Annotated in this window: 23 protein-coding genes, 1 tRNA gene and 1 rRNA gene; 11 read left to right on the top strand and 14 right to left on the bottom strand. The window is 70.5% G+C overall.

Features of this window, described 5'->3' with window-relative positions; all coding sequences use genetic code 11:
- Positions 1-33 precede the first annotated feature (33 nt).
- Positions 34-450 (top strand): pyridoxamine 5'-phosphate oxidase family protein, encoded by a 417-nt coding sequence (locus G6038_RS20705; RefSeq protein ID WP_165039655.1) that lies wholly within the window; start codon positions 34-36, stop codon positions 448-450.
- 13 nt (positions 451-463) lie between these two features.
- On the opposite strand, the gene G6038_RS20700 is transcribed toward G6038_RS20705, so the two are convergent.
- Positions 464-1063, bottom strand: a complete 600-nt coding sequence (locus G6038_RS20700; RefSeq protein WP_165039654.1) for a LysE/ArgO family amino acid transporter — start codon at positions 1061-1063, stop codon at positions 464-466.
- Between the two features lie 72 nt (positions 1064-1135).
- Here G6038_RS20700 and G6038_RS20695 point away from each other — a divergent pair, with 72 nt between their 5' ends.
- The gene (locus G6038_RS20695; RefSeq protein WP_165039653.1) at positions 1136-2017 is read left to right on the top strand and encodes a LysR family transcriptional regulator ArgP; all 882 of its coding nucleotides are present in this window, start codon (positions 1136-1138) and stop codon (positions 2015-2017) included.
- Between the two features lie 72 nt (positions 2018-2089).
- Here G6038_RS20695 and G6038_RS20690 read toward each other — a convergent pair whose 3' ends face one another.
- Positions 2090-3277, bottom strand: a complete 1188-nt coding sequence (locus G6038_RS20690) for a helix-turn-helix domain-containing protein (RefSeq protein ID WP_165039662.1) — start codon at positions 3275-3277, stop codon at positions 2090-2092.
- A gap of 185 nt (positions 3278-3462) precedes the next feature.
- Here G6038_RS20690 and G6038_RS20685 point away from each other — a divergent pair, with 185 nt between their 5' ends.
- The 4 genes from G6038_RS20685 (at position 3463) to G6038_RS20670 (ending at position 8734) form a co-directional block, all read left to right on the top strand.
- Positions 3463-4980 carry an NAD(P)/FAD-dependent oxidoreductase gene (locus G6038_RS20685; protein ID WP_165039652.1) on the top strand — a complete coding sequence of 506 codons (1518 nt, stop codon included), beginning with the start codon at positions 3463-3465 and terminating at the stop codon, positions 4978-4980.
- A 16-nt stretch (positions 4981-4996) separates the two neighbouring features.
- Complete coding sequence (locus tag G6038_RS20680) at positions 4997-5953, top strand: alpha/beta fold hydrolase (RefSeq protein ID WP_165039651.1); 957 nt, start codon at positions 4997-4999, stop codon at positions 5951-5953.
- A 21-nt stretch (positions 5954-5974) separates the two neighbouring features.
- Entirely contained in the window at positions 5975-7291 is a 1317-nt protein-coding gene (locus tag G6038_RS20675) for a wax ester/triacylglycerol synthase family O-acyltransferase (RefSeq protein ID WP_165039650.1), read from the top strand.
- A gap of 207 nt (positions 7292-7498) precedes the next feature.
- Positions 7499-8734 (top strand): MFS transporter, encoded by a 1236-nt coding sequence (locus tag G6038_RS20670; protein ID WP_165039649.1) that lies wholly within the window; start codon positions 7499-7501, stop codon positions 8732-8734.
- Between the two features lie 131 nt (positions 8735-8865).
- On the opposite strand, the gene G6038_RS20665 is transcribed toward G6038_RS20670, so the two are convergent.
- The 6 genes from G6038_RS20665 to G6038_RS20640 all read right to left on the bottom strand — a co-directional run bounded on the left by G6038_RS20665 (position 8866) and on the right by G6038_RS20640 (position 17303).
- Positions 8866-10797, bottom strand: a complete 1932-nt coding sequence (locus tag G6038_RS20665; RefSeq protein ID WP_165039648.1) for an ABC transporter ATP-binding protein — start codon at positions 10795-10797, stop codon at positions 8866-8868.
- Complete coding sequence (locus tag G6038_RS20660) at positions 10794-12521, bottom strand: ABC transporter ATP-binding protein (RefSeq protein WP_165039647.1); 1728 nt, start codon at positions 12519-12521, stop codon at positions 10794-10796. The genes G6038_RS20665 and G6038_RS20660 overlap by 4 nt, the downstream gene beginning before the upstream one ends.
- Positions 12522-12603: 82 nt before the next feature.
- Complete coding sequence (locus G6038_RS20655; RefSeq protein WP_165039646.1) at positions 12604-14946, bottom strand: MMPL family transporter; 2343 nt, start codon at positions 14944-14946, stop codon at positions 12604-12606.
- Between the two features lie 37 nt (positions 14947-14983).
- A complete protein-coding gene (locus G6038_RS20650) occupies positions 14984-15598 on the bottom strand; it encodes a TetR family transcriptional regulator (RefSeq protein ID WP_165039645.1) in 615 nt (204 codons plus the stop codon).
- 78 nt (positions 15599-15676) lie between these two features.
- Positions 15677-16138 carry an Rrf2 family transcriptional regulator gene (locus tag G6038_RS20645; protein ID WP_165039644.1) on the bottom strand — a complete coding sequence of 154 codons (462 nt, stop codon included), beginning with the start codon at positions 16136-16138 and terminating at the stop codon, positions 15677-15679.
- A gap of 166 nt (positions 16139-16304) precedes the next feature.
- Complete coding sequence (locus G6038_RS20640; protein ID WP_165039643.1) at positions 16305-17303, bottom strand: ABC transporter permease; 999 nt, start codon at positions 17301-17303, stop codon at positions 16305-16307.
- 96 nt (positions 17304-17399) lie between these two features.
- On the opposite strand from G6038_RS20640, the gene G6038_RS20635 reads away from it, so the two are divergent.
- Both G6038_RS20635 and G6038_RS20630 read left to right on the top strand, forming a co-directional pair.
- The gene (locus G6038_RS20635; RefSeq protein WP_165039642.1) at positions 17400-17975 is read left to right on the top strand and encodes a TetR/AcrR family transcriptional regulator; all 576 of its coding nucleotides are present in this window, start codon (positions 17400-17402) and stop codon (positions 17973-17975) included.
- 88 nt (positions 17976-18063) lie between these two features.
- Positions 18064-19014, top strand: coding sequence for a sterol desaturase family protein (locus tag G6038_RS20630; protein WP_165039641.1), 951 nt, complete (start codon positions 18064-18066; stop codon positions 19012-19014).
- A 69-nt stretch (positions 19015-19083) separates the two neighbouring features.
- Here the strand turns inward: G6038_RS20630 and G6038_RS20625 are convergent.
- The 3 genes from G6038_RS20625 to G6038_RS20615 all read right to left on the bottom strand — a co-directional run bounded on the left by G6038_RS20625 (position 19084) and on the right by G6038_RS20615 (position 20233).
- Positions 19084-19174: transfer RNA gene (locus G6038_RS20625), tRNA-Ser, on the bottom strand.
- A 45-nt stretch (positions 19175-19219) separates the two neighbouring features.
- On the bottom strand, positions 19220-19693 hold the full coding sequence (locus tag G6038_RS20620; protein WP_006944474.1) for a nucleoside deaminase: 474 nt from the start codon (positions 19691-19693) through the stop codon (positions 19220-19222).
- Positions 19694-20233: a tRNA adenosine deaminase-associated protein gene (locus G6038_RS20615; protein ID WP_165039640.1), complete on the bottom strand. Its 540-nt coding sequence runs from the start codon at positions 20231-20233 to the stop codon at positions 19694-19696.
- A gap of 48 nt (positions 20234-20281) precedes the next feature.
- Between G6038_RS20615 and G6038_RS20610 the strand changes: the two genes are divergently transcribed.
- Together G6038_RS20610 and G6038_RS20605 are read left to right on the top strand one after the other, a co-directional pair.
- On the top strand, positions 20282-21244 hold the full coding sequence (locus G6038_RS20610; protein WP_206025325.1) for a prephenate dehydrogenase: 963 nt from the start codon (positions 20282-20284) through the stop codon (positions 21242-21244).
- Positions 21232-22581: an amidase gene (locus G6038_RS20605; RefSeq protein ID WP_165039638.1), complete on the top strand. Its 1350-nt coding sequence runs from the start codon at positions 21232-21234 to the stop codon at positions 22579-22581. The genes G6038_RS20610 and G6038_RS20605 overlap by 13 nt, the downstream gene beginning before the upstream one ends.
- A 38-nt stretch (positions 22582-22619) precedes the next feature.
- Here the strand turns inward: G6038_RS20605 and G6038_RS20600 are convergent, their stop codons facing one another.
- A complete protein-coding gene (locus G6038_RS20600) occupies positions 22620-23231 on the bottom strand; it encodes a putative glycolipid-binding domain-containing protein (RefSeq protein ID WP_346772871.1) in 612 nt (203 codons plus the stop codon).
- A gap of 217 nt (positions 23232-23448) precedes the next feature.
- On the opposite strand from G6038_RS20600, the gene G6038_RS20595 reads away from it, so the two are divergent.
- Complete coding sequence (locus G6038_RS20595; RefSeq protein WP_165039637.1) at positions 23449-24585, top strand: GIY-YIG nuclease family protein; 1137 nt, start codon at positions 23449-23451, stop codon at positions 24583-24585.
- A gap of 64 nt (positions 24586-24649) precedes the next feature.
- Here the strand turns inward: G6038_RS20595 and G6038_RS20590 are convergent, their stop codons facing one another.
- A complete protein-coding gene (locus tag G6038_RS20590) occupies positions 24650-25258 on the bottom strand; it encodes a hypothetical protein (RefSeq protein ID WP_165039661.1) in 609 nt (202 codons plus the stop codon).
- A gap of 217 nt (positions 25259-25475) precedes the next feature.
- Positions 25476-25592 (bottom strand): 5S ribosomal RNA (gene rrf, locus G6038_RS20585).
- Positions 25593-25595 lie beyond the last annotated feature (3 nt).

The raw sequence follows: 25595 nt of genomic DNA, 5'->3' as shown, positions 1-25595 counted from the left end.
TATCGAGGCGGACGCCGCCGGATCGGAGGAACCATGAGTGAGCCGAACGTCGACAACCCCGTCGTCGTCCTGAGCGACGAGGAGAGCTGGGAGCTGCTCGGCACCGAGCGGATCGGCCGGCTCGTGGTGGTCTCGGGCGGGCGGCCGGACGTCTTCCCGATCAACTACGCCGTGCGCGACAGGAAGCTGTACTTCCGTACCGCCGAGGGCAGCAAGCTGGTCGAGCTGACGGTGCACGCGGAGGTCGCCTTCGAGGCCGACCACGTGGAGCAGGACCGGGCCTGGAGCGTGGTGCTGCACGGTCGGGCCCGAAATCTCGTGCACTACAACGAGATTCAGGAAGCCGAGGAGCTGGGGCTGCAGGCCTGGGTACCCACCCCGAAGTACAACTTCGTCGAGGTCACCGCGACCGAGATCAGCGGTCGCCGGTTCGCCCTGGTCAAGGGCTGACACGAGCTCGGCGTCAGCCCGCCACCATGCCGACGCCGAGCCCGACCATGAGCACGGCGATGCCGCCGTCGAGCACGCGCCACGAGGCGGGTCTCGCGAACAGTCCGCGTAGCAGGCGGGCCCCGTAGCCGAGCCCGAGGAACCACACGACGCTGGCCAGGACCGCGCCGGCACCGAACCACCAGCGCCCCGGGTCACCGTGGTGGTTGGCGACGGAGCCGAGCATCAGCACGGTGTCGAGGTAGACGTGCGGGTTGAGCCAGGTCAACGCCAGGCAGGTGGCCAGGGCTGCGCCGACGGTGAGGGAGCCGCCCGCCGCCGCGGTCAGGACCGACGGGCGCAGAGCCCGCCTCGCCGCGAGCAGGCCGTAACCCACGAGGAACGCCGCCCCCGCCCAGCGGATCACCCCGAGCGCGCCGGGGACCCGATCGAGCACGGTGGCGATGCCGGCGATGCCGGCGGCGATGAGGACCGCGTCGGAGAGCGCACACACCGCGATCACCGGCAGCACGTGCCGCCGCGCGATCGCCAGGCGCAGCACGAACGCGTTCTGCGCGCCGATCGCGACGATGAGCGACAGTCCGGTGAGGAATCCGACGGCGACGAGGTGCATGCCACCCACGCTAGGAACCGGGCCCGATGAAGAACAGTTGATTTTTCTTCAGTACCGTTAGAGTTGCTTCACATGGATCTGGACTTCGCGCAGCTGCGGACCTTCGCCGCGGTGCTGGACGAGGGCACCTTCGACGGCGCGGCCGCCGTCCTGCGCGTCACCCCCTCCGCGGTGAGCCAGCGGATCAAGGCCCTCGAGCAGCAGGTCGGCCGGGTCCTGGTGCGGCGCACCCGTCCGGTGTCCGCGACCGCCGCAGGCGAGGCGGTGATGCGGCTGGCCCGGCAGGTGGCGCGGCTCGAGCAGGACACCACCGAGGCGCTCGGGCTGACCGCCGGCCGGGACGAGTACGTGTCGGTTCCCCTCGTCGTCAACGCCGACTCGATGTCGACGTGGATGCTGCGCGCCCTGGCCCGCATGCCCGAGCGTCATCGCGCGCTGTTCGAGCTACACCGCGAGGACGAGTACCACGCCCCCGCGCGCCTGCGGGACGGCACCGCGATGGCCGCCGTGACGTCGGTGCCCGAGCCGGTGCAGGGGTGCGTCTCCGAAAGGCTCGGCGCCATGCGGTATCACGCGATGGCGAGCGTCGACTTCGCGGACCGCTGGTTTCCCGGCGGCCCGGGCGCCGAGGCGCTGCGGCAGGCCCCGATGCTGAGCTTCGATCGCAAGGACGACCTGCAGGACCGGTTCCTGCGGCGCCGCACCCGGCGCCGGCTCGACCCGCCCCGGCACTACGTGCCCGGCGCCGCCGAGTTCGTCGAGGCCGCGCGGCTCGGCCTCGGCTGGGGCATGCTGCCGGAACCGATGCTCACCGACACCGACGGACTCGTGTTCCTCGCCTCCGGCGAGCCGTTCGACGTGCCGCTGCACTGGCAGCGGTGGCGGCTCGAGTCGCCGGTGCTCGACGCGCTCACCGACGCGGTCCGGCGGACCGCCCGGGAGGTGCTGCGCTGACGGTGGGGATGGAAGCTGGAACCTGCCGGGCGTCGAGACCGGCACCGGGCCACCGACCGCGGGCGTTGTCCCTCAATCACGGGCCAGGACTCGGGGCCCGAGGTGGTGCGCCAACTCCAGCGCGAGCTCGACGGGAAGCCGACGCTCGCCGGGGCGGTGGCCGAGCAGTTCGGTTGCGCGGGTGACACGCTGGAGGATGGTGTTGCGGTGGGTGTGCAGGCGTGCGGCGGTGCGAGGGGCGTTTTCGGCTTCCTCGAGAAACACCCGCAATGTCTGGCGGAGACGCGCCGCGCCGGGTGTGTCCGTAGCGAGCGGGCCCAGTGTTGTGGCGACGAATTCGGCCGCTCGATCCAGGTCTCGAGCGGCCAACGTGGTGACTTCGAGTTCGTGGTAGAGCGCGACGCGGTCGCCGCCGCGTCGCCCGCTGAGCAGGCGCTGCATGGCCAGCGCGGCGTCGTGTGATCGGCGGAAGCCGGTGATGCCCGCTCGGGTGGGACCGACGGCCACCCGAATGTTCGACTGCGCCTTGGTTATTGTTCCGGGCAGTGCGTCGAGCGCGGGTTCGGATTCGGTGCCCAACCACGCCCACAGCGTCGAGGTGCCCGCGGGCAGCGTGAGTGGCGTGCGGGCGCCGGCAGCCTGGGCCAACAGCGTCGCGGCGGACTCCAGTGCCCCCTGCGTGCCGTCCGCCGGTTCGGCCCACAGGACGAGTGCGGTGTGGCGGCGGGCGAGCTGGTATCCGAGGCGTTCGCCGGCTCGGCGGTGGTCGATGGGGGCGCCGTCGAGGATCAGGTGCACGGTCTCGGCGCGGCGGGCCAGCGCGCCACCGAGCACCTCCTCGCGTTCCCGCTGGGCGTCGGCGATGACACGGCTCACCACATGGTCGACGTAGTCGAACATCAGCTGCGAGGTGACCTCCAACAGCTCCACGAACTGCGGGCCCGGCGGGACGATCCGTCCGGCATGAGCCAGAAACCGCTGCCAGGCGACGTTCTGGCCCCGGCGGTAGGCCTGGTAGATCACCTCGAGGTCGATGCCACGACGCACGACGGTGCGGACGACGTCGAGGGCTTCGGGCGGCACGTCGATCGGCGTGCCCACGGTGTCACGCCGGGCAAGGGTGGTCAGCAGGCGCGCGGCGTTGGCGCGGTTGCTCGCCGACATCTCCGCGGCGATCGCCGCGTCTGCGCCCAGCATCGGGGCCACCGCCACCTCGGCGGCGTCCATCTCGGCGACGAGCTGATCGATTTCGCCCAGCATCAGTTCGGCGACGTCACCGACGAGGGAAACGACTTCGGGTGCCACTGGCTCACGGAGCACGGTACAAGTGTGCCACAGCACACATCGGTACGTGAATAGTGTGCCGGCAGACATGTCAGCGCGTGCTGTTGCAGTTCTACTGTGAAGACCATCACACCCCCGCCCACGGCTCGAGGAGACCGACCATGAGCATCCCGACGACCACCGAGCAGACCGGTCGCCACACGACAGACACGCATGTCGACGTCTTGATCGTCGGCGCCGGCATTTCCGGCATCGGTGCGGCGTACCACCTCCGGACGCGCCGTCCCGGTACGACGTTCGCGGTCCTGGAGGGCCGGGATTCGATCGGCGGCACGTGGAGTCTGTTCCGCTACCCGGGCATTCGCTCGGACTCGGATATGCCGAGTTTCGGCTACGGGTTCAAGCCGTGGACGCATCGGAAGTCGATCGCCGACGGGCACATCATCATGGATTACCTGAGGCAGACCGTCACCGAGAACCGTCTCGACGAGCACATTCGTTTCGGCTACCGGGTCAGCGGCGCAGAGTTCTCCTCGGCGGACGGACGCTGGACCGTCACCGCGCAACGGTCCGGCAGTGCCGAGCGCGTGCACTTCACCGCGCGATTCCTGTTCCTGGGCACCGGCTACTACGACTACGAGGAAGGATTCACGCCCGAAATCGAGGGCGCGGAGGAGTTCGCGGGCCGGCTGATCCACCCGCAGCACTGGCCCGAGGACCTCGACTACGCAGGCAAGCGCGTGGTAGTGATCGGTTCCGGCGCGACCGCCGTGACGCTGATCCCGTCGATGGCCGGCAGGGCCGGTCACGTCACGATGCTGCAGCGCTCGCCGAGCTACGTGTTCTCGATCCCGGCCGAGGATGCGATCGCGAACACCCTGAACAAGGTGGTGGGTCCCACCCGCGCACACCGGATCGTCCGGCGCAAGAACATCATGCTCAACCGCGGGATCTACAAGGCCTGCCGGCGCGCGCCCAAGCTCATGCGCAAGCTGTTGATCGCCGATGTGCGCCGGCAGCTGCCCGCGAGCTTCGACGTGGACACCCACTTCACTCCGCGTTACGACCCGTGGGACCAGCGCCTGTGCATGGTCCCCGACGGGGATCTGTTCAAGGCGATATCCGCCGGGCAGGCCTCGGTGGTGACCGACCGGATCGAGCGGTTCACCGAGGACGGGATTCTGCTGGAATCGGGTCAGGAGTTGACGGCCGACATCGTCGTCACGGCGACCGGGCTCAACATGGCACCGTTCGGCAAGATCGCGCTGAGCGTGGACGGGCAGCGCGTGAACCTGTCCGACACGACGGTCTACAAGGCGATGATGTTGTCCGGTGTGCCGAATCTCGTGTTCGCGCTGGGCTACACGAACATCTCGTGGACGCTCAAGGTGGACTTGGTGTGCGAGCACTTCTGCCGGCTGCTCGACTACATGGACAGCCACGGCTACGGCACCGTCGAACCAGTGCTCGACGATCCGCACATGGACCGTGTCCCCGTGGTCGACCTGAGCTCGGGATATGTCCAGCGGGCCATTGCGGAGTTCCCGCGCGGCGGCACCGGCGGCCCGTGGACGGTGGAGATGGCCTACGAGAAGGACGTCGAGCGGCTGCGTCGCGGGCCGGTCGAGGATCCGGCGCTCGAGTTCGCGCCCAGCCGCACGGCTGCCGTCACGTCGTAGGAATGGAGCGCCCGAGATGAAGAAGGACCTGACCTTCCCCAGCCACGGCGTCGCCTGCGCGGCCTGGCATATTCCGGCGAACTCCGACGAGCTGGCCGGCGCGGCCGGCCGCCCGTGTGTGGTGATGGCCCACGGCTTCGGCGGCACCCGGGACACCGGCCTGATCGGCTATGCCGAGGGGTTCGCCGACAACGGAATCGACGTATTGGTGTTCGACTACCGCGGCTTCGGTGACTCGGAAGGCACACCGCGCCAGGATGTTTCCTTCCGGCGTCAGCGCGAGGACTATCACGCGGCGATCGCCGCCGCCCGTCACCTGCCCGGCGTGGACGCCGATCGAATCGCGTTGTGGGGAACGTCGTACTCCGGTGGTCATGTCATCGCAGTCGCCGCCCAGGACAGGCGGGTCGCGGCAATCGTATCGATGACCCCGGCGACCGACGGGCTGGCAGCCGCGGTGCAGATCGCCCGCTACGCCGGAGCCGGTCAACTGGTCCGCACCACCGGCCACGGGGTGCGCGATCTCGCTCGTCGGATCGCCGGGCGCCGACCACACCACATCCCGGTGGTGGCGCGGCCGGGAAAGGTGGCGATCATCAGCACCGCCGGCGCCGAGGAGGCCTACACCTCGATCGCCGGCCCGACGTGGCGCAACGAAATCTGCGCGCGCACAGTACTGGAGGTGGCAGTGAACCGTCCCATCACATCTGCCGGCCGCCTCGGCTGCCCGATCCTCGTGCAGGTGGGGACACATGACCGTGTCGCCCCGCCCGTCGCCGCGCGCAGGACCGCGAAGAGGGCCGGAGCGTGCGCACTGTTGTGCGAGTACCCGGTCGATCACTTCGACGTCTACGACGGTCCTTGGCAACAACGGATGCTGCGTGACCAGATCGGCTTCCTGATCCGCGTCCTGGATCCGGCGGCCCTGCCGACCGTCGCCGTCCGCCGAGCTGCTGACACCCGACACCGATGACATTCCGATTGGGCTACCACCATGACATTCATCACGCCGTCCGACGCGATGTTCCTGGCGTCGGAAACCCGTGAACACCCCATGCACGTCGGCGGCCTGCACGTGTTCCGGCTGCCCGACGGCGCCGCGCCGGACTACGTGCACGATCTGTATCAGCGGTTGCTCGAAAGCACCGAGCTGGCGGCGATGTACCGTCGCAAACCGGCCTGGCCGGGCCCGCTGGTGGGGGCGCTGCGCTGGGCAGACGATGACGACGTCGACCTCGACTACCACGTGCGGCTTTCGGCGCTGCCGCGGCCCGGCCGGGTGCGTGAACTGCTGGCCCTGGTGGCGCGGTTGCACGGCACACTGCTCGACCGGCACCGGCCGCTGTGGGAGTTCCACCTCATCGAGGGACTCGACGACAACCGGTTCGCGGTGTACGGCAAGGTGCACCACGCGCTGACCGACGGTGTGAACGCGGTCCGCAACACCGCGGCCATGCTGTCCGCCCAGCCGACCAGCACACCGCGCCCGCTGTGGGGCCCGCGGCCGCGGGCGACCCGGGATCCGGCCCGCCCGCGCGGATTCGTCAAGGACCTCGCCGGTGTCCTGCCCGCCGCGGCGCAGGTGGTCGCCAAGGGGCTGCGCACACCCGATGCGGCGTTGCCGTTCACCGCTCCGAAGACCGTCTTGAACCGCCCGCTGACCGGGGCACGGCGCTTTGCCGCCCAGTCGTGGTCGATGGCCCCGATCTCCGCGGTGGCCGAGCGCCACGGCGCGACGATCAACGACGTGGTGCTGGCGATGTGTTCGGGCGCGCTGCGCGAGTATCTCTCCAGCACCGGCGACCTACCGGAGAAGTCACTGGTCGCCGCGGTGCCGGTGGCTTTGCCGCGCACCGACGGTGACGGCAACGCGGTCACGATGGTGCTGTGCCGGTTGGCCACCGACGTCGCCGATCCGGTGGAACGCCTGCACCGCATCCGGACCTCCATGCTGGCCGCCAAGGAGGTGATGCGCGGGCGCAGCGCACTCCAGCTTTCGGCGATCGGCATGCTGACCTCGATCGGCCCCACCGGTTTGGCCGCCGTGCCCGGGTTCACGTCGGTCGCGGCGCCACCGTACAACGTGGTGATCTCCAACGTGCCCGGGCCGCGCAAGCGGCTCTTCTGGGGCGACGCCACGATGGAAGGCTGGTATCCGGTGTCGATGCCGGTGGAAGGCCAAGCCCTGAATATCACGGTGCTCAGCTACGCCGACAACATCGAGTTCGGTCTGATCGGCTGCCGGCGCAACGTTGCACACCTACAGCGGATGCTCGGCTATCTGGACGCTGGCTTGGCGGCACTGAGCTGATCTCAGCGAATTGTCCGTCAGCCGAACTACCGACGCGGCGGCGAGGATCGCGCCCCGTCACCTCGCCCCGTCGTCATACCGCCCTGACCGAGGAGATCGATCATCGGGACCTGACCGCAGCCGCTGGACATCCACAGGAGCATCCACCGGTCCGACCCGAGCGGCCGGTCGGTTAGCCTGACGGGTCCGGCCCCGGCGAGAGGACGAATGATGACCACAGCACCGCCCGCACCGGCGCCACAGCTCCGTCGGGCCCTGGCCGGCGTGCTGGCCGTCCTCGTCACCACCGGGTGGGCGGCGAACCACTTCGCCGCGATGATCCCCGTCCTGCGCGAGCACGAAGGCCTCTCGCGCGCGCTGCTCGACGGGGTATTCGGCATCTATGCGCTCGGGCTGCTGCCCGGTCTCGTCGGCGGCGGTGCACTCTCGGACCGGACCGGCCGTGCGGCGGTCGTCCTCCCCGGTGCGACGATCGCCCTCGTCGGCACCGTGCTGCTGCTCGTCCGGCACGACGCCGCCGGACTCGTCGCGGGCCGCCTCGTCGTCGGTATCGGCGCGGGCCTGGCCATCGGTGCGGGCACGGCGTGGGCCACCGACCTGCGCGGAAAGGCCGGCACGGTGCTCGCCGGCGTCGCGCTCAGTTCCGGATTTGCCTTGGGGCCCTTCGTATCCGGTCTGCTCGCCGAGTTCGGCCCCCGGCCGCTGTCCCTGCCGTTCGTGCTCTCGGCGGCGTTGTCGGCCGCGGCCGTCGCCGCCGCGACGGTGTGGAGCCGGCCGACGCACCACGCGGCGGCGGACCTGCAGCCGGTCGTGCCGGGGCACGGACGGTCGGTGGCCGGTGCGCTGTCCTGGTCGCTGCCGCTGGCACCGTGGGTGTTCGCTTGCGTCACAGTCGCTTTCGTGACATTTCCGGCCCGGGTCGCGAGCGAGTACGCGGGACCGGCGCTGACCGGGGCCGCGGCGCTGCTCGCCCTGGGTTCCGGGATCGTCGTGCAGGCCGTGGCCCGTCGGCGGGAGTGGGGGCCGCAGGCCGGGACGGCCGGCGCCGTCCTCGCCGGACTCGGGTTCCTCCTCGTCGGCGCCGGCGGGGCGCACCCGCCGCTGTGGCTGCTGCCCGTCGCGGCACCGGTGCTCGGGGTGGCCTACGGACTGTGCCTGCGCGAGGGCCTGCTCGACCTCGAGTCGCTCGCGCCGAAAACCTCGCGCGGGACGCTGACGGGCGTCTTCTACGTCGGCACCTACCTGGGCTTCGCGCTGCCGCTGCTGCTCGTGCTGGTCGAGCCTGCCACCGGCGCGAGCCTGCCGCTGTTCGTGCTCGCCGTCCCGGCGTTCGTGGTCGCGCTGGTGCGGGCCCGCCGGCTGGTCGTCGCCGAGCACCCCCGTGCCGTCGACGCACCGCGCAGCCCCGGCGAATCGTCACGAGCGCAGGGGCACCGGCGATGACCGCCTGACCTCCGAGCCTCCGCCTCTTCGGAAAACCGTTCGCCGCTTCGAAATCCGCTCCTGCAGTCTCGTGGGCGGGTCCACAACCGTCGCGACGATCCTCCCGCCGTCCGACTCGCCGGACCCGTCATTCATTCCACGAGGGCGCGGAACTGCGCGTCGTACAACCGGAAGTAGGCGCCGCCGGCCTCGAGGAGCTCGTCGTGCGTGCCCTGTTCCACGATGCGCCCGTGCTCCATCACCACGATCCGGTCCGCGTCGCGGATGGTCGACAGCCGGTGCGCGATCACGAAACTGGTGCGGTCCCGGCGCAGCACCGCCGTCGCGTGCTGCACGAGCAGCTCGGTGCGGGTGTCGACCGAGCTGGTGGCCTCGTCGAGGATCAGGATGGACGGCTGCGCGAGGAAGGCGCGGGCCGTGGTGATCAGCTGCCGCTCCCCCGCGCTGATGTTGCCGGCGTCCTCGTCGATCACGGTGTCGTAGCCGTCGGGCAGGGACCGCACGAACCGGTCGACGTAGCTGATGCGGGCGGCCTCGAGGATCTGATCCTCGGTGGCGTCCGGCCTGCCGTAGGCGATGTTGTCACGGATGGTGCCGCCGAAGAGCCAGGTGTCCTGCAGCACCATCCCGATACGCGAGCGCAGCTCGTCGCGGCTCATGGTCGTGATGTCCACGCCGTCGACGAGGATTCGTCCCGAATCCAGTTCGTAGAAGCGCAGGATCAGGTTCACCAGGGTGGTCTTGCCCGCGCCGGTGGGCCCGACGATCGCGACCATCTGCCCCGGTTCGACGCGCAGGTCGAGATGCTCGATCAGCGGTCGCTCCGGCAGGTACGAGAACGAGACGTCCTCGAACTCGACCAGGCCGTGCCGCCCCCACGGGGTGACAGGGGCAGGCGAATCGGGTTCCTGTTCGGGTTCGTCGAGGATCTCGAACACCCGCTCGGCGGACGCCGCCGCGGACTGCAGCAGATTGACCATCGCGCCGATCTGGCCGAGCGGCTGGCCGAGCTGCCGCGAGTACTGGATCAGGGCCTGCACCTCGCCGAGGCTGACGGTGCCCGAGGCGACCCGCAGCCCGCCGAGCACGGCGATCGCGACATAGCTGAGGTTGCTCATGAACATCACCAGCGGCATCACCAGACCGGAGACGAACTGGGCGCGGAACCCAGCCCGGAACAGTTCGTCGTTGGTCTCGGTGAAGCGACGCTCGACCTCGGCGGTGCGGCCGAACGCGGTGACGAGTTCGTGGCCGGTGAAGGCCTCCTCGATCTGGCCGTTGAGATTGCCGGTGGCCTTCCACTGGGTCACGAAGTGCCGTTTGGACCGCTTCGCCACCACCGCGGTCACCACCACCGACGCCGGCACCATGAGGATCGCGACGAGCGCGAGCAGCGGCGAGATCCACACCATCATCACGACGAGCCCGAACAGGGTGAGCACCGACAGCACCAGTTGGCTGATCGACTGCTGCAAGCCCTGCGAGATGTTGTCGATGTCGTTGGTGACACGGCTGAGCAGATCACCGCGGGAATGGGAGTCGAAATAGCGCAGCGGCAGCGCGTGCACCTTGCGTTCCACCCGGGTTCGCAGGTCGCGGATGACGCGCTGCACGATCTCGTTGAGCTCGTACGCCGCCAGCCAGATCAGGCCCGACGACAGCAGGTACAGCGCGAGCACGAACACGAGGGTGCGGCCGAGGGCGGCGAAGTCGATGCCCGCGCCCGGCACGAGCGACATGGCCGACACCATCTCCGCGAACTGGTCGCGTCCCTGCGCCCGCAGCGCCTCGACCGCCTGTTCCTTCGACAGCCCGGCGGGCAGCTGACGGCCGATCACCCCGCTGAAGATCAGGTCGGTGGCGTGGCCGAGTATTCGGGGCGCCACCGAGGACGCCACCACCCCGAGCACGGCCAGGACGAGCACCACGGTCGCGGCCCACCGGTGCGGCCGCAACAGGCCGACGAGCCGTTTGGTGGCCGGCCACTTCTGCCGCGCCCGGTTTTCCGGCGCGCCCGGGTCCACCCCCCCGAGTCGCGGTCCCGCCTCCTTGCGCTCGGTCATGCGGTCACCATGCGCTGCGACTCGACGATCTCGGCGTAGGTCGGGCAGCGGGCGAGCAGTTCCAGATGCGTGCCCGAGCCGACGACGGCCCCGCCGTCGAGGACGACGATGCGGTCGGCGTCGAGCACCGTGGACACCCGTTGCGCGACGACCACGACGCACGCATCGCGGGTTTCCGGGAACAGTGCCTCCCGCAGCCGCGCGTCGGTGGCCTGGTCCAGGGCCGAGAACGCGTCGTCGAACAGGTAGATCGACGGCCGGCGGACCAGTGCCCGGGCGATGGCCAGGCGCTGGCGCTGCCCGCCCGAGACCGTCGTGCCGCCCTGGGCGACGAGGGTGTCCAGGCCCTCCGGCATCGCCCGGACGAAGTCCGCGGCCTGCGCGACCTCGAGGGCGTGCCAGAGCTCGTCGTCGGTCGCGTCGGCGCGGCCGTACCGCAGATTGTCGGCGACGGTGCCGGAGAACAGGTAGGCCCGCTGCGGCACGAGACCGATCGCGGCGCGCAGCACCTGCGGGTCCAGGTCGCGCACATCGGTGCCGCCCACCAGGACCGAGCCGGCGGTGACGTCGATCAGCCGCGGGATCAGCCGCAGCAGGGTCGTCTTGCCGGAGCCGGTACCGCCGATCACGGCGGTCGTGCTGCCGGGCTCGGCCCGGAACGTCACGTCGCGCAGGACGGGCGCGTCGGCGCCGGGATACGCGAAGGCCGCACCCCGCAGCTCGAGGGTCACGGGGGTGGCGAGGGTGCGGACGGGCCGGGCCGGCGCCGGCAGCGACGATTCGGTGTCGAGCACGTCGAGGATCCGCTCGGCACACACTGCCGCGCGCGGCGCCATCATCGCCACGAACGACGTCATCATCACCGCCATGAGGATCTGCATGATGTAGCTCAGCAGCGCGGTGAGGGATCCGACCTGCATGTCACCGGTGTCGATGCGGTGGCCGCCGAACCACAGCACGGCCACGCTCGTGGCGTTGGCGATGAGCATCACGAGCGGGAACAGCAGGGCGTTGATGCGGCCGACGTGCAGGGCCGTGTCGGTCAGTTCCACGTTGGCGACCTCGAACCGGTCCTGTTCGGTGCGCTCGCGCACGAACGCCCGCACCACGCGGATGCCGGTGATCTGTTCGCGCAGTACCCGGTTGACGGCGTCGATGCGCACCTGCATCACGCGGAAGGCGGGCACCATCATCGCGATCAGGACGAACATGGTGACCGCGAGGACGGGCACGGCAGCGACGAGCACCAGCGACGTGCCGGCGTCCTCGCGCAGCGCCATGACGATGCCACCAATGCCCATGATCGGGGCCATCACCACGATGGTGCAGCTCATCAGCACGAGCATCTGCACCTGCTGCACGTCGTTGGTGTTGCGGGTGATGAGCGACGGCGCGCCGAACCGGCCGAACTCGCGGGCGGAGAACCCGCCGACGCGCCGGAGCACCGCGAGCCGCACGTCGCGGCCGACGGCCATGGCGGTGCGCGCCGCGAAGTACACCGAACCGATCGAGCAGCCGATCTGCACCGAGCTGATCGCCAGCATCACCGCGCCGGTGGTGAGGATGTACCCGATGTCGCCGCGGGCGACGCCGTAGTCGATCAGGTCGGCGTTGAGTGCCGGCAGGATCAGCATGGTGCCGGTGGCCACCATCTGCAGCAGCACCACCGCGATCAGCGCCCCCCGGTGAGGGCGCAGGAACCGCGGGAGCAACCGGACCAGCATGATCACCACGCTACCGGTGCAGGGGCCCGGTTCCCGGCACCTTTTCCGCCCGCGAGGGAACGGAAAAGGCGCCCGGGTCCGGTCATGTGTGCGCCGGCTCGCGGCTGGGCTCGGGGACGGTCAGCTCACGGCGGAGCTTCTCGCCCTCGACGTCCACGTTCGGCAGGATGCGGTCCAGCCACGTGGGCAGCCACCAGGCCTTGTCGCCGAGCAGCGCCATCACCGCGGGGATGATCACCATGCGCACGACGAACGCGTCGAAGAACACGGCGGCGGCGAGCGCGAAGCCGATCGACTTGATGAACGAGTTCGGCTCGGCGATGAAGGCGGCGAACACCGAGATCATGATGACCGCGGCCGCGGTGACCACCCGGGCACCGTGGGCGAATCCGATCCGCACGGCCTCCTTCGCGGACGCGCCGTGGACGAACTCCTCCCGCATGCGGGTCACCAGGAAGACCTGGTAGTCCATCGCCAGGCCGAACACCACGCCGATGAGGAAGATCGGCATGAAGCTGACGATCGGCTGCGGGTTGGAGACGAGCCCGCCCCAGCCCTCCTGGAAGACCGCGACGGTCGCGCCGAACGTCGCCAGGACGCTGAGCAGGAATCCGAGGGTCGCGGTCAGCGGCACCAGGATCGACCGGAACACGAGCATCAGCAGGATGAACGCGAGTCCGACGACCACCGCGAGATACGGGACGAGCGCGCTCTGCAGGGTCTCGGACACGTCGCCTTCGAGGGCGGTCTGTCCGGTGATGCCGTAGGAGACGCCGATCTCGTCGTTCAGCTGGGCCTCCTGGTCGCGGATGCTCGAGACGAGATCCATCGTCGCCGGCTCGCTGGGGCCCGACCGGGGGGTGACCATGATCTGCGCGGTGTCACCGGCCTGGTTGACGGCCACGATCTGGGCGTTGACCACCTCGTCCTGCTCGTACAGGCGCTGCACGACCTCCCCGAACGCCCGCTGCGGTGCGACGGTGGCCTCGCGGGCGTCGGCGACGACGAGCAGCGGACCGTTGCGGCCGGGACCGAACGCCTCGTTCACGAGGTCGTAGGCCTGACGGGCACTGGTCTTCGGGTCGCCGGTGGCCTCGGTGGGCAGGGCGAGCTGCAGGTTCGCGCCGGGCAGCGCGAGGATGCCGAGCAGCAGCACGCCGGCGACGAGCGGGATCAGCGGCTTACCGGTGGCCCAGCGGATGTAGCGCTGGGCGGCGCTCGGCTTGTCGGCGTCGGCCTCCGGGTCGTGGTCCTTCAGGCCCGGGATGCGGCCGGCGAACGCCTTGCGGCCGAACAGGCCGAGGATCGCCGGCAGCAGGGTGATCGCGATGAGCACGGCGATGAACACCGTGAATGCGGCCGCGTAGCCCATCGCGGACAGGAACGGGATCCCCACCACGCTGAGGGCCATCAGGGCGATGATCACAGTCAGGCCGGCGAACACGACGGCGGAGCCGGCGGTGCCCACGGCACGTCCGGCCGCCTCGGCACGGTCGGCGGTGACGGTGATCTCGTGCCGGAACCGGGAGACGATGAACAGCGAGTAGTCGATCGCGACGGCGAGACCGATCATGATCGCCAGCGTCGGGGTCATCGAGCTCAGGTCGGCGAAACCGGTGGCGATGGTGATGCCGAGGCTGCCGATGCCGATGCCGATGATGGCGGTGATCAGGGGCAGGCCCGCGGCGACGAGCGAGCCGAAGGTGATGGCGAGGACGACGGCGGCGATGCCGATGCCGATGAGTTCGGTGACGCCGCCGGGCATCTCGGCCTCCGCGGCGGCGGTGCCGCTGACCTGGACGTTCAGGCCCGCGTCGCGGCCGATCTCCGCGGCCGCGGCGATCTGCTCGCGCATCGTGTCGTCGACGTCGCCGAAGCCGCCCTCGAACGGGACGGTGACGAATCCGACGGTGCGGTCCGGGCTCAGCGGCGACAGCGCGGCCGCGTCGGCGAGCGCGGTCTCCTCCGGCTCGCCCTGTTGCTCCGCGGTGGCCTTCATCTGTTCGACGAGTCCGTCGTTCGCGGTGACGGGGTCGACGAGGACGGCGGCCTGCTGCTCGGGGGTGGCCACTGCCGGGTCGATCTTGGCGGCGGCGGTCACCTTGTCGATCCCGCGGACCGCCGCGAGCACCTCGTTCATCGCCGCTAGGTTCTGCGGTTCGTCGAGGGTCCCGCCGTCGGGGGCGGCGAACACGTAGCGCGCGCTGAGCGCGTTCGTCGGGTCCTCGGCGTTCGGGAACCGCTCGGCGAGCAGGTCCTGCGTCTGCTGCGCGGGAGTGCCAGGGATGGAGAACGAGTCCGTCGTCGGTCCGGACAGGGTGGCCGCACCTACGCCGAAGAGGACGAGGATCGCCAGCCAGAGGGAGAGGACCGTGCCTTTTCGCCGATAGGCGAACTTGCCGATCCGATAGAGATAGGTCGCCACGGGGAACCTCGTCTTCCGGATGTGTCGTGCAGGTGTCTTAGGAAAGGCCTTGCCGCAGCTGCCCGAAGGCGGCACGGACGAGTTCCTCGGGGGAGGCCGCCCCCGAAGTGCCGGCGAGCCACAGTTCGACTGCCGACTTCATGGCCGAGACCGCGGCGTAGCGGACCAGGCTCGGATACAGGTCGACCCGGGGATCGGTGCCGGTGCGCTCGGCGATGGCCTCGACGAGCAGTTGCGAGGCGCGTACTTCCATCGCGACGCGGCGCGCCAGCAGTGCCGGGCTCTGATCGACGAGTTCCATGGTCGAACACAGTTCGACGAAGTCGCCGTCCGGCTCCGAAACGATCTGCCGGGCGACGGCTTCCATGGAGTCCCATACGGGTTCCCCGGCGGGCCGTGAGTGCAGGCGCCCGACCCAGGAGTGCACCATCCCCTCGAGATGCGCGAGGACGGCCTCCTCCTTGCTCGCGAAGTAGTTGTGGAAGGTGCGGGTGGACACGCCCGCCTTCGCGGCGATGGCGTCGGCGGTGACGCCGTCGAGGCCCTTGGCGCGGGCAAGGTCGGCCGCGGCGGCAACGAGCGCTGCGCGCGTGGCGGCCTTCTTGCGGTCACGCAGTCCGGGCGGATTGGTCACGTCTTCCACGGTACGCATCTTGCAGATCCCTGCAAATTTGCAGAGAACTGCAAAAATATGCGTTTGCCCACACCGCCCGGAGCGTTGTGGCGGCGCTCACGTGCGCCGGCGCTCCCAGGCGCCCGGATCGGCGGTCAGGTCGGCCACGAACCGCGGAAGATCGTCCGCGACGACGTCGGCGAGGGTGACCTCCTCGAGGACGGCCCGCAGATTCACCCGCACCGCGATCCAGACGTCGCGCAGGCGTTCGGCCGGGCCGGTGTAGACCACGTCCTCGGGCCGCTCGCCGCGCACCGACGCGAGCGGGCCCTCCACGGTGCGGATGATGTCCGCGATGGAGATCTCGTCGGCCGGGCGGGCCAGCCAGTATCCCCCTTCGGGGCCGCGGCGGCTGTGCACCAGTCCGCCGCGGCGCAGATCACCGAGTACCGCCTCGAGGAACTTGTGCGGGATGCGCTGCGCCCGGGCCAGGACCTCCGCCTTGGCGGGCGCCTCACCGGCCGCAGCGAGTTCGAGCAGGGTGCGCACGGCATAGTCCACCCGGGCGGTGATATGCACGCTGCACTCCTCGGTTCGCGCCTCGCCGCCGGACGCCGGCGGACACACGATTCCTACCAAACCGGAGGGAAAGCGCGCGACGCGGCCGCGGTCACGCGGCGACGGTGCAACCGCGGTCACGCAGCGACGGTGCAACCGCGGTCACGCGGCGACGGTGCAACCGCGGTCACGCGGCGACGGTGCGACGGCGTGCCGACGCCGCGCACAACGCGAGCCCGGCGACGACCCATGCGCTCAGCACCAGCACCGCCGTCCCGCCGCCGTGCCCGTCGAAGAAGGCCACCGAGCGGACCAGCGTGCCGGCGGCGCCGGGCGGCAGCAGCTGACCGAAGGTGCCCCACCCCTGCGGCAGCCACGCTGCGGTGGTCGCGAAGCCCGACAGCGGATTGCCGACGAACATCATCAGGACCGCCCCGGCACCGAAACCGGGCAGCCCGAAGAGCGACTCGAGGCCGAGCAGTGGCAGCGAGACGGCGGCCAGGCCCAGCGCGAGCGCCCCCGCGGTGGCCCAGTAGTTCCCGGTCAGACTGCCGAACCCGAACTGCAGGACGGCGGTGAGGGTCAGCCCCGCGAGCACCGCGAAGCCGACCGCGCCGAGCACGCGCAGGCCGACCCGCCGGGGGAACAGCCGGACGAGCGCGATCGCGGGCACCAGACCGCCCAGGACCAAGGGCAGGGCCAGCGAGTTCAGGCCGGCCCCCGCCGGGTCGTCGGCCGGCAGTGGCACGACGTCGCGCACGGGGACGGGCCGGCCGACGGCCTCCGACAGGCCGGCGGCCGTGGCGGTCAGCACTTGAGCGACAGGGGCCCCGCCGGCCCCGGCGACATACATCGCGGGTCCGTCCGGCCCGACGGCGAGACCACCGACGACCTCGCGGTGCTCGATGGCACTGCGCAACGCCTCTGCGTCGGCGTACCGCTGCGGCGCGAACGCACCGGGCCGGGCACCGGAGAGGCCGGCCTCGATCCGGGCGACGGCCTGGTCCGGCCCGGCGACGCCGATCTTCAGGGCGTGCGGGCCGCTGTTCACGGCGGGCGCGGCGAAGGCGAAGAGCATCAGGGCGATCACGGCGGTGAGGGCGAGCACGACGCCGACGACGCGTACCGCGTCCGGCGGGCCGTGCCGCGCGGTGGAGGTGTCCGGGGAGGAGGTCGGGGCAACCATGACGACTCCTTGAAGTGGAGGATTGTTCTCCGTTTATGTGGAGTATATTCCTCCGGTAGGAGCGGGGTGTCAACCCGCCGAACACAGGAGATCCGCATGCGCGCCGATGCCGCCCGCCGCCGCGAGGCCCTGATCCTCGCGGCCCGCGACGTGCTCGCCGAACGTGGGCACGACGCACCCCTCGATGCCATCGCCGAGCGCGCCGGCGTCGGCATCGCCACCCTCTACCGCAACTTCCCCACCCGCGACGATCTCGCGCACGCCGTGGCCCGTCGCACCCTCGGGGAGGCGGGCGCGGCGGCGGATCGCGCCCTCGCCGCGATGGCGTCGGACCCCGAACGTGCCTGGGCCGAATTCGTCGACACCGCCGTCGGGCTGCGGCTCGGCGCCCTGATTCCGGCTCTCATCGTCGAGAGCTACCGGGAACTGCCCGACGATGTCCTCGAGATCCGGGAAGGCACCAAGGCGCGCGTCACCGAACTCGTCCACGCCGCACAGCAGGCCGGCCTCGTCCGCGACGACGTCCAGCCGATCGAGGTGATCATGGCGGTGGCCCGGCTCACCCGCCCCCACGTGCGGTTCGTCGACGACGTCGTGCCCGCCCTCGTGCCCCGGATGGTCGCGATCTACCTCGCCGGCCTGCGTCCGGACGGGCGGCCGCTCCCGCAGTGACCGCCCGGCGACCTCCCCGCCCTCCGTAGTGACCGTCACCACATTCCGGTAGATTGGACGTCTGTTCACATCACTCCCGGAGGACCAAATGTGGGAGACCCTGACGGCGTCCTGGGCGTCGCTGCTCGAACCCCTGCACGATCCCGTCGCGCTGGCCATCCCGGCCTTCCTGCTCTTCCTCGCCCTCGAATGGACCGCCGCCCGCACGCTCGAGCACGTCGAACCCGGCGACGACGGACACACCCGTCCACCGCGCGGCGGCTATGAGGCCGTCGACGCACGCACGAGCATCTCCATGGGGCTGGTCTCCATCGGCACCAGCGCCGTATGGAAGGTGCTGGCCCTCGTCGGCTACTCGGCGATCTGGGTGTATCTCGCACCGTGGCACCTACCGGCGGACGCCTGGTACACGTGGGCGATCCTGATCCTGGGCATCGACCTGCTCTACTACTGGTACCACCGGACAGCGCACCGGGTGCGGCTCGTGTGGGCCACCCACCAGGCGCACCACTCGAGCGAGTACTTCAACTTCGCCACCGCCCTGCGCCAGAAATGGAACAACAGCGGCGAGATCCTCATGTGGCTGCCGCTGCCGTTCCTCGGCATCCCGCCGTGGATGGTGTTCGTCGGCTTCTCCGTCTCGCTCGTGTACCAGTTCTTCGTGCACACCGAGCGGGTGGGCACGCTGCCCCGGCCCGTCGAGTTCGTGTTCAACACCCCGTCGCACCACCGCGTGCACCACGGATGCGATCCGGAGTACCTCGACCGCAACTACGGCGGCATCCTGATCCTATGGGACCGCCTGTTCGGCACCTTCCGCCGCGAGACCCACCGCCCTACATACGGACTCACCAAGCCCGTCGGCACCTACAACATCTGGCGGCTGCAGACGCACGAGTACCAGGCCATCGCCCGCGACTGGCGGGCCGCCACGCGGTGGCGCGACAAGCTCGGCTGCGCGTTCGGTCCGCCCGGCTGGGCGCCGCAGCGACCGACCACGGTCGCGAGTGCGCAGTTGTCGTCACGACACGCCGGGTGAAGCAACCGGAACTGCGCATTCGACGAACGAGAACGGCCCCGATCCGGTCAACCGGATCGGGGCCGTTCTTGGCGGTGGCGGAGGGATTTGAACCCTCGGACGGGGGTTACCCGTCACACGCTTTCGAGGCGTGCTCCTTAGGCCGCTCGGACACGCCACCGCCCACGACTTTACCGGATCCGGGCCGGTAGCCGAAATCCGCAGGTCACCGGCGTTCGGCGAGACGCTGGGCCCGGAAGAAGTCCTCGAGCACCGCCGCGCATTCGTCCTCGAGCACGCCGCCGCGCACCTGCGGGCGGTGGGTGAGCCGACGATCACGCACCACGTCCCACAGCGACCCGACCGCACCCGTCTTCGGCTCCCACGCCCCGAACACCACGCGGTGCACCCTCGCCAGCACCAGCGCGCCCGCACACATCGTGCACGGCTCCAGCGTCACGGCCAGCGTCGTGCCCTCGAGCCGCCAGCCGTCGCCGTGCACCTTCGCCGCCGCGCGCAGCGCCAGCACCTCCGCATGAGCCGTCGGATCCCCCGTGGCCTCCCGCGAATTCGCCGCACGGGCCAGCTCGGTCCCGTCCGCGTCGAACAGCACGGCACCCACCGGCACGTCGCCGGCCGGCGCCGCGGCGGCTGCCTCCAGAGCGGCCCGGATCATCGCCTCGTCGTCGCGCAGGCCCATCTAGGGGCGCAGCTTGTCCAGCGTCGTGGCGAGAACGTCGTCGAATCCCAGCCGCTGGGCGATCTCCTCGATCTGCTCGTCCGGATACAGATCGGACTCGGCGGCGATCACCGCCAGCACCGGCTCCGGCAATCCCAGGTCCGCGAGAATCCCCAGATCGCCTTCCTCCCACGGCTCGATGTCATCGAGCTCGTCGGGGTCGATGTCCGGGATCTCGATGTTCAACGCGTCGAGCACGTCGGCGGCGATGTCGTAGTCGATCGCCATGGTCGCGTCGGAGAGCAGCAGACGCGTGCCCGACGGGGCGGGCCGGACGATGACGAAGAACTCGTCGTCCACGTTGAGCAACCCGAAGATCGCGCCGGTGCTGCGCAGGTCGCGCAGCTCCCTGTCCGCCACCTCGAGGCTCGTCAACACCGCCGCCGACAGTGCCTTGCACTTCCAGCGACCGTCCTCCCGCGTCACGGCGACCCCGAACCCGTCGAGGTCCTCAGTCGAACTCACGGAAGGGCTCTTGTTCCCCGCACGCTGCGCAGCCATGGGCGCAACGGTAGTCGGCGCAGTCCCGTGAATGAAGTCCAGCAGGCGATGTGCCAACCTGTTCGGGTGCCCACCTCCGCGTCCACCCCGCCCGTGTGTGTGCTCGGCCTCGGCCTGATCGGCGGATCGTTGCTGCGTGCGGCCGTCGCCGCAGGCCGCGAGGCCTGGGGCTACAACCGGTCGGCGGAGCCCGTCGAGGCCGCCCGGGCCGACGGATTCGACGCCTCCACCGACCTGCCGGCCACGCTGCGGCGCGCCGCGGAATCCGATGCCCTCGTCGTCGTCGCCGTGCCCGTGCCCGCGGTGGACGCGGTACTCGCCGCCGTTGCCGAGCACGCCCCGCACGCTGCGCTGACCGACGTGGTCAGCGTCAAGTCGCGGGTCGCCGCCGCTGTGGCCGCCCACGGGCTGTCCGCCCGCTTCGTCGGCGGCCATCCCATGGCCGGCACCGCCGAGTCCGGCTGGTCGGCGGGATTCGCGGAACTGTTCCGCGACGCGGTGTGGGTGGTCACCGTCGACGACGGCACCGACCCCGTGGTGTGGACGCAGGTCGCCGATCTCGCGCTCGACTGTGGTTCCGTCGTCGTGCCCGCCGAATCGGGCGAGCACGACGCCGCGGTCGCCCGCGTCTCGCACCTGCCGCACCTGCTCGCCGAGGCACTGGCGCTGTCCGGGGCCGCCGGAGGCGACCTGGCGCTGGGCCTGGCCGCCGGCTCGTTCCGCGACGGCACCCGCGTCGCCGGGACGGCACCCGCACTGGTCGACGCGATGTGCGAAGGCAACGCCGCGGCGCTGCTCACGACCCTCGACGAGACCCTCGAGGTGCTGAGAGTCGCCCGCGTGCGACTCGCCGACGGCAGCACCGCCGAGCTGACCGCCGCCGGTCACGCCGCCCGGCGACGATTCGAGCAACGCGTACGCCGGCCCGTCACCGGCATCGTCCCCGGCGACGCCGACTGGATCGCCCGGCTGCGCGAGGCCGGCCGCCGCGGCGAGGTGTGGACGCGGTGACATTGCGCGACACCACGTCGGCACTCGCGAAGGGCGAACTGACCGCCACCGACCACGTCCGGCAGGTGCTGGCCGACCTCGACGCCCTCGACGGCACGCCATGGTCGAACCTCGTGGCCGCCCGCAACGACGCCGCCGCCCTCGAGTCCGCCGCTCGCGCCGACACCGAGCTCGCGGCCGGCAACTGGATCGGCCCGCTGCACGGTGTCGCCGTCGCCGTCAAGGACAACATCGACGTCGCCGGGATGCCGACACGCTGCGGCAGCAACGTCCTCGCCGACGCACCGCCGGCCGCACGGGACGCCAGGATCGTCGAGCGGCTCCGCGAGGCCGGCGCCGTCGTGGTCGCCAAGACGCACCTGCACGAGTTCGCGTACGGGCCGAGCGGCCTGGTCAACGCGTCCGGACCGGCCCGGCATCCGCACGACCCCAACCGGATCACCGGCGGCTCGTCCTCGGGGTCGGCGGCGCTCGTCGCCAGGGGCATCGTGCCGCTGGCGCTGGGCACCGACACCGGATGCAGTGTGCGGACCCCGGCGGCACTGTGCGGCGTCGTCGGCCTCAAGCCCACCCGCGGCGCGTTGCCGGTCGACGGGGTGTTCCCCCTGTCCACCACCTTCGACCACGTGGGTCTGCTCGCGCGCGATGTCCTCGACGCCGGACTGGCATGGGGTGCGCTGCCCGGGATCGCACACCTGCGCACGCCTGTCTCGGGCCTGCGAGTCGGACGGCTACGCGGCGGCATCTGGGACGTGCCCGACGCCGCATTCGAGTCCGCGCTCGACGACGCCTGCCGCACGCTCGCCCATCTCGGTGCCGAGGTACGGGACGTGACGTTGCCGGAAACCGACGACCTGCTGGCCGTGTATCCCGTCGTCACCGGCTCGGAGGCGTACGAAACCCATCAGCGCTGGTTCGAGAACGACCCGGACCTCTACCAGCCGGCCACCGCGTCGCTGCTCGCGGCTCAGCGGGACCGTCCGGCAACGGACTACGTGCGGGCCGTGCGGACGGCCGCTCGGCTGCGCCGCGACGTCCTGCGCCGGCTACGCCGCGACGACGGGCTCGACGCCCTGATCACCGTCACTACCCCGCTGCGATCGGCCGCACTCGACAGCGACCCCGCCGCGCTCCGGGGGCCGCTGCTGCAGATGTGCATCCCGTTCAGCGTGCTCGGCGTACCTGCGGTGTCGGTTCCCGCTCCGGGCGGCGGGGATTTTCCCATCGGCGTGCAGGTGATCGGATTGACCACCGGGACCGGCGGGCACGGCAGTCACCCCGGAGAGTCCACGGCTCTCGCACTGGCGATGGCAGTGGAGGGCACTGCCCTCTCCTGAAACAGGTAGGGCACTCCCCTCTCCTGGGACAGCTCGGCCTAGATCCGCCCCGCCAGACCAGGGTAGTTCACGACGAAACCGTCGCCGTCCACCGTCACCGAGGAGCTGGACACCGGGGACAACACGTGGATGCCGTCGGCGGCGCTGCTGTAGACGAGGGTGGCCTCCTCGATGCCGAGATCGAGCAGGTTCACGTAGACGACCGGCACCTCGAGTTCGTCCGCGCCGGACTGCAGTCCGTAGCGGCGGATCGGCAGCGCATTGAAGAACGGACTGAGGATGACGTCGACGTCGAGCGCCCCGCCGAACGCCGAACGCTGGTGCTGGGTGCCGTTGTCGACCATCCAGATGCCCTCCTCGGACCGGCTGATCGACATGTGCCTCTCACCGGCGGCCACGGTCGTGCGCACCGACAACCGGCGTGTCACACCGTTCTCGTCGGTCACGAGGTCGTACGACGCGCTGAACGCGGGGTGCTCCGCGCACTGCGCGCCGACGATTCGGCCCGCCGCCTTGATGCGACTGCCGCTCAGTTGGACACGCACCGACTCCATCCGAGGAACGTCGTACGCCCGCCACGTCAGAATCGCGGGCCAGTTCGATGCTGGGCTCGCCGCAGACCGCGCGGCATCGGGGACTGGGATGCTCACGTGTCTACGTTAAGCGACGAGCCACCCCCAGGGAGCAGGGGTGCCGTGAATCGTGCCCTTCGCGTAGCCGACGACTACGGCGAACGTGGCGATCGTCACACCACGGGCGCGTGTCCGCGGCACCAAGACGGGGTTGCCGGGCGGTGACCACCGGCGTTGTGCAGCGCGTTTGAGCACGCAACCCGCTACCCGGGAGAGACTGGCCTACAGTCGCCTCATGCGTACCGTGTGGACAGTTCCTCAGAACATCGCCCAGATCCTCCTGGAGTCCCCCGAGATCCAGATGTTCCTGACCAGCAACGAGCTGCCCGACACCGCCGCGGACCCGCGTCAGCGCCTCGCCGAGTTCACTCGCGCGCTCGCCGCACTGGCCCGCCACACCGGACGCGCCTTCGGCTCCGTCGACGCTGCCAATCGCGAACTGTTCGGCGGCTCCGCCGGCACCGTACCGGTCGCCTTGCGGCTCGCCGTCCTGCGCGAGATCGTCACCGACGTCGACGACCGCACCCCCACCCCGGACCCGCTGCCGGCGACGGTCGTCGAACAGCTCGGTGCCTACGTGTACGCACTCGTCGATCCGCGCGACCACACCGTCCTGCACGTCGGACAGGGCCGCGGAAACCGCTTGTTCGCCCTGACCTGGACGGCACTCGGCGAGAACCACAAGCTCACCGCCGGCGGCGAAGCAACGCCCGCCCAGACTCCCGAAACCGACGCCGCCGTGCACCGGATCCGTGCCGTCTACGACTCCGGCTACTCCGTGGGCCACTACGTCGTGGCCGACCGGGTGGCCCCGGCGGTCGACGCCGACCACGCCGCCGGCTTCACCGCGCAGGCTCTGGTCTCGGTGCTGGGACTGCTCGAACCGCACGACGGGGAACTCGTGCTGACCAACCTCGTCGGCGCAACCGAGGAATCCGACCGGGTGGCCCATCCCATCGAGGAGCTGATACGGCAGTACTCCGCGGAGGCCGCACCCGAGCTGCCCACCCCGTGCGTCGTGCTCCGGATCACGGATGCGAAATCGGCTTCTCCCGAACAGGTCCGAGGACTCGCCGACCGTCCGTGGCCGGCCGGAGCCGCGGCACGCCGGGTCGACGGACTGCCCATCCTGGTGGTGGCGGACAACATCGTGCGCGGCGCCTACCGGGCTACCGGCTGGGAAGCGGCCTCCCGCACCGAGGACAACGGCGGCACCATCCTCTACCGCTTCCTCGGCGACGCCGATCCCGAACTCGAGAAGCTCTTCGTCGACACCCGTCTGACGCCGGATCGGTTGGGACTCAAGCGCTGGCCGTCACACGGCTGGGCACCGCGGCTCACGCGGGCTTTGCCCCACCGGCCGCGGCCCTGATACTGGGGGGCGGTCCGGGCCGTGCCACCACGGCCCGGGCGTCCCTACTGTCGGCTGCGCCGGCTCACCTGCCGCTCGGGGTGAGAATGGGCTCGTGCAGGTCGTAGTAGTGCACGTCGCCGAGTAGGCGCATCTCCTCTTCCAGAAGCGGCCGCAGATCGTCGGGAATCTCCATCCGTTCGTGGGCGCGCGCCTCGTCCTCGGACGAGAAGTACACCGTCTCGACGTATCCGTCGTCGCCGTAGGTGGCGAGCGTGCCGCCGATGATCTCGGGCCGCAGCTCATGCACCCGGTCCTGGCCCTCGGCGAGCAGGCTCTTCATCCGCCCGAGATCGGGGCAGTGCCCCTCCATGACCTGTACGAATCCTGCAGTGTCCGAGCCACCTTCCATCCACACCTCGACGTCACGGCAGTCGTGGACGGTGATCTCCCCGTCGAAGCACTGCTCGGCCTCGGCCCACCACGCGCCCTGCTCCGGACGTTCGCTGTTCCGGCGGGCCGCCTCCTCCGACTCGAACCGCGCCACCGACACGAAGGTGCCGTCGTCGCTGAACCCCGACGTGCTACCCAGATAGCCCACTGCGCTCGGGCGCAGCTCGTCCGTCCACCGCTGCAGACAGGCCTTCAGCCCCTGCTCGTCGCGAACCGTCCCCTGCCAGACCTGAATGAACATCACTATCGCCTCCACGTACGGGACAAGCCCGCACCCCACGGCTTCCGTGGCCGACCCGTCGCCGTCCACCGTCGGCGTCACCCGACGGCCGGCAATCGCGACCACCGTAGATCCCATGATTCGCCTGTGCCGGAGCACGGACAAGAGGGAGCCGGACGGGAACATGCGGAAATGCCGGAAGCCCCCCAACGAGGTTGGGGGGCTTCCGGTAACGGGTGTTCGGCGGTGTCCTACTCTCCCACACCCTGTCGGGTGCAGTACCATCGGCGCTGGAGGGCTTAGCTTCCGGGTTCGGAATGGGACCGGGCGTTTCCCCTCCGCTATGGCCGCCGTAACT

The organism is Rhodococcus sp. 14C212, from assembly GCF_011058195.1.
Lineage (GTDB): Bacteria > Actinomycetota > Actinomycetes > Mycobacteriales > Mycobacteriaceae > Rhodococcus > Rhodococcus aetherivorans.
Note: the sequence above shows the minus strand (reverse complement) of the source record. Positions and strands in the feature narration are given on the sequence as shown.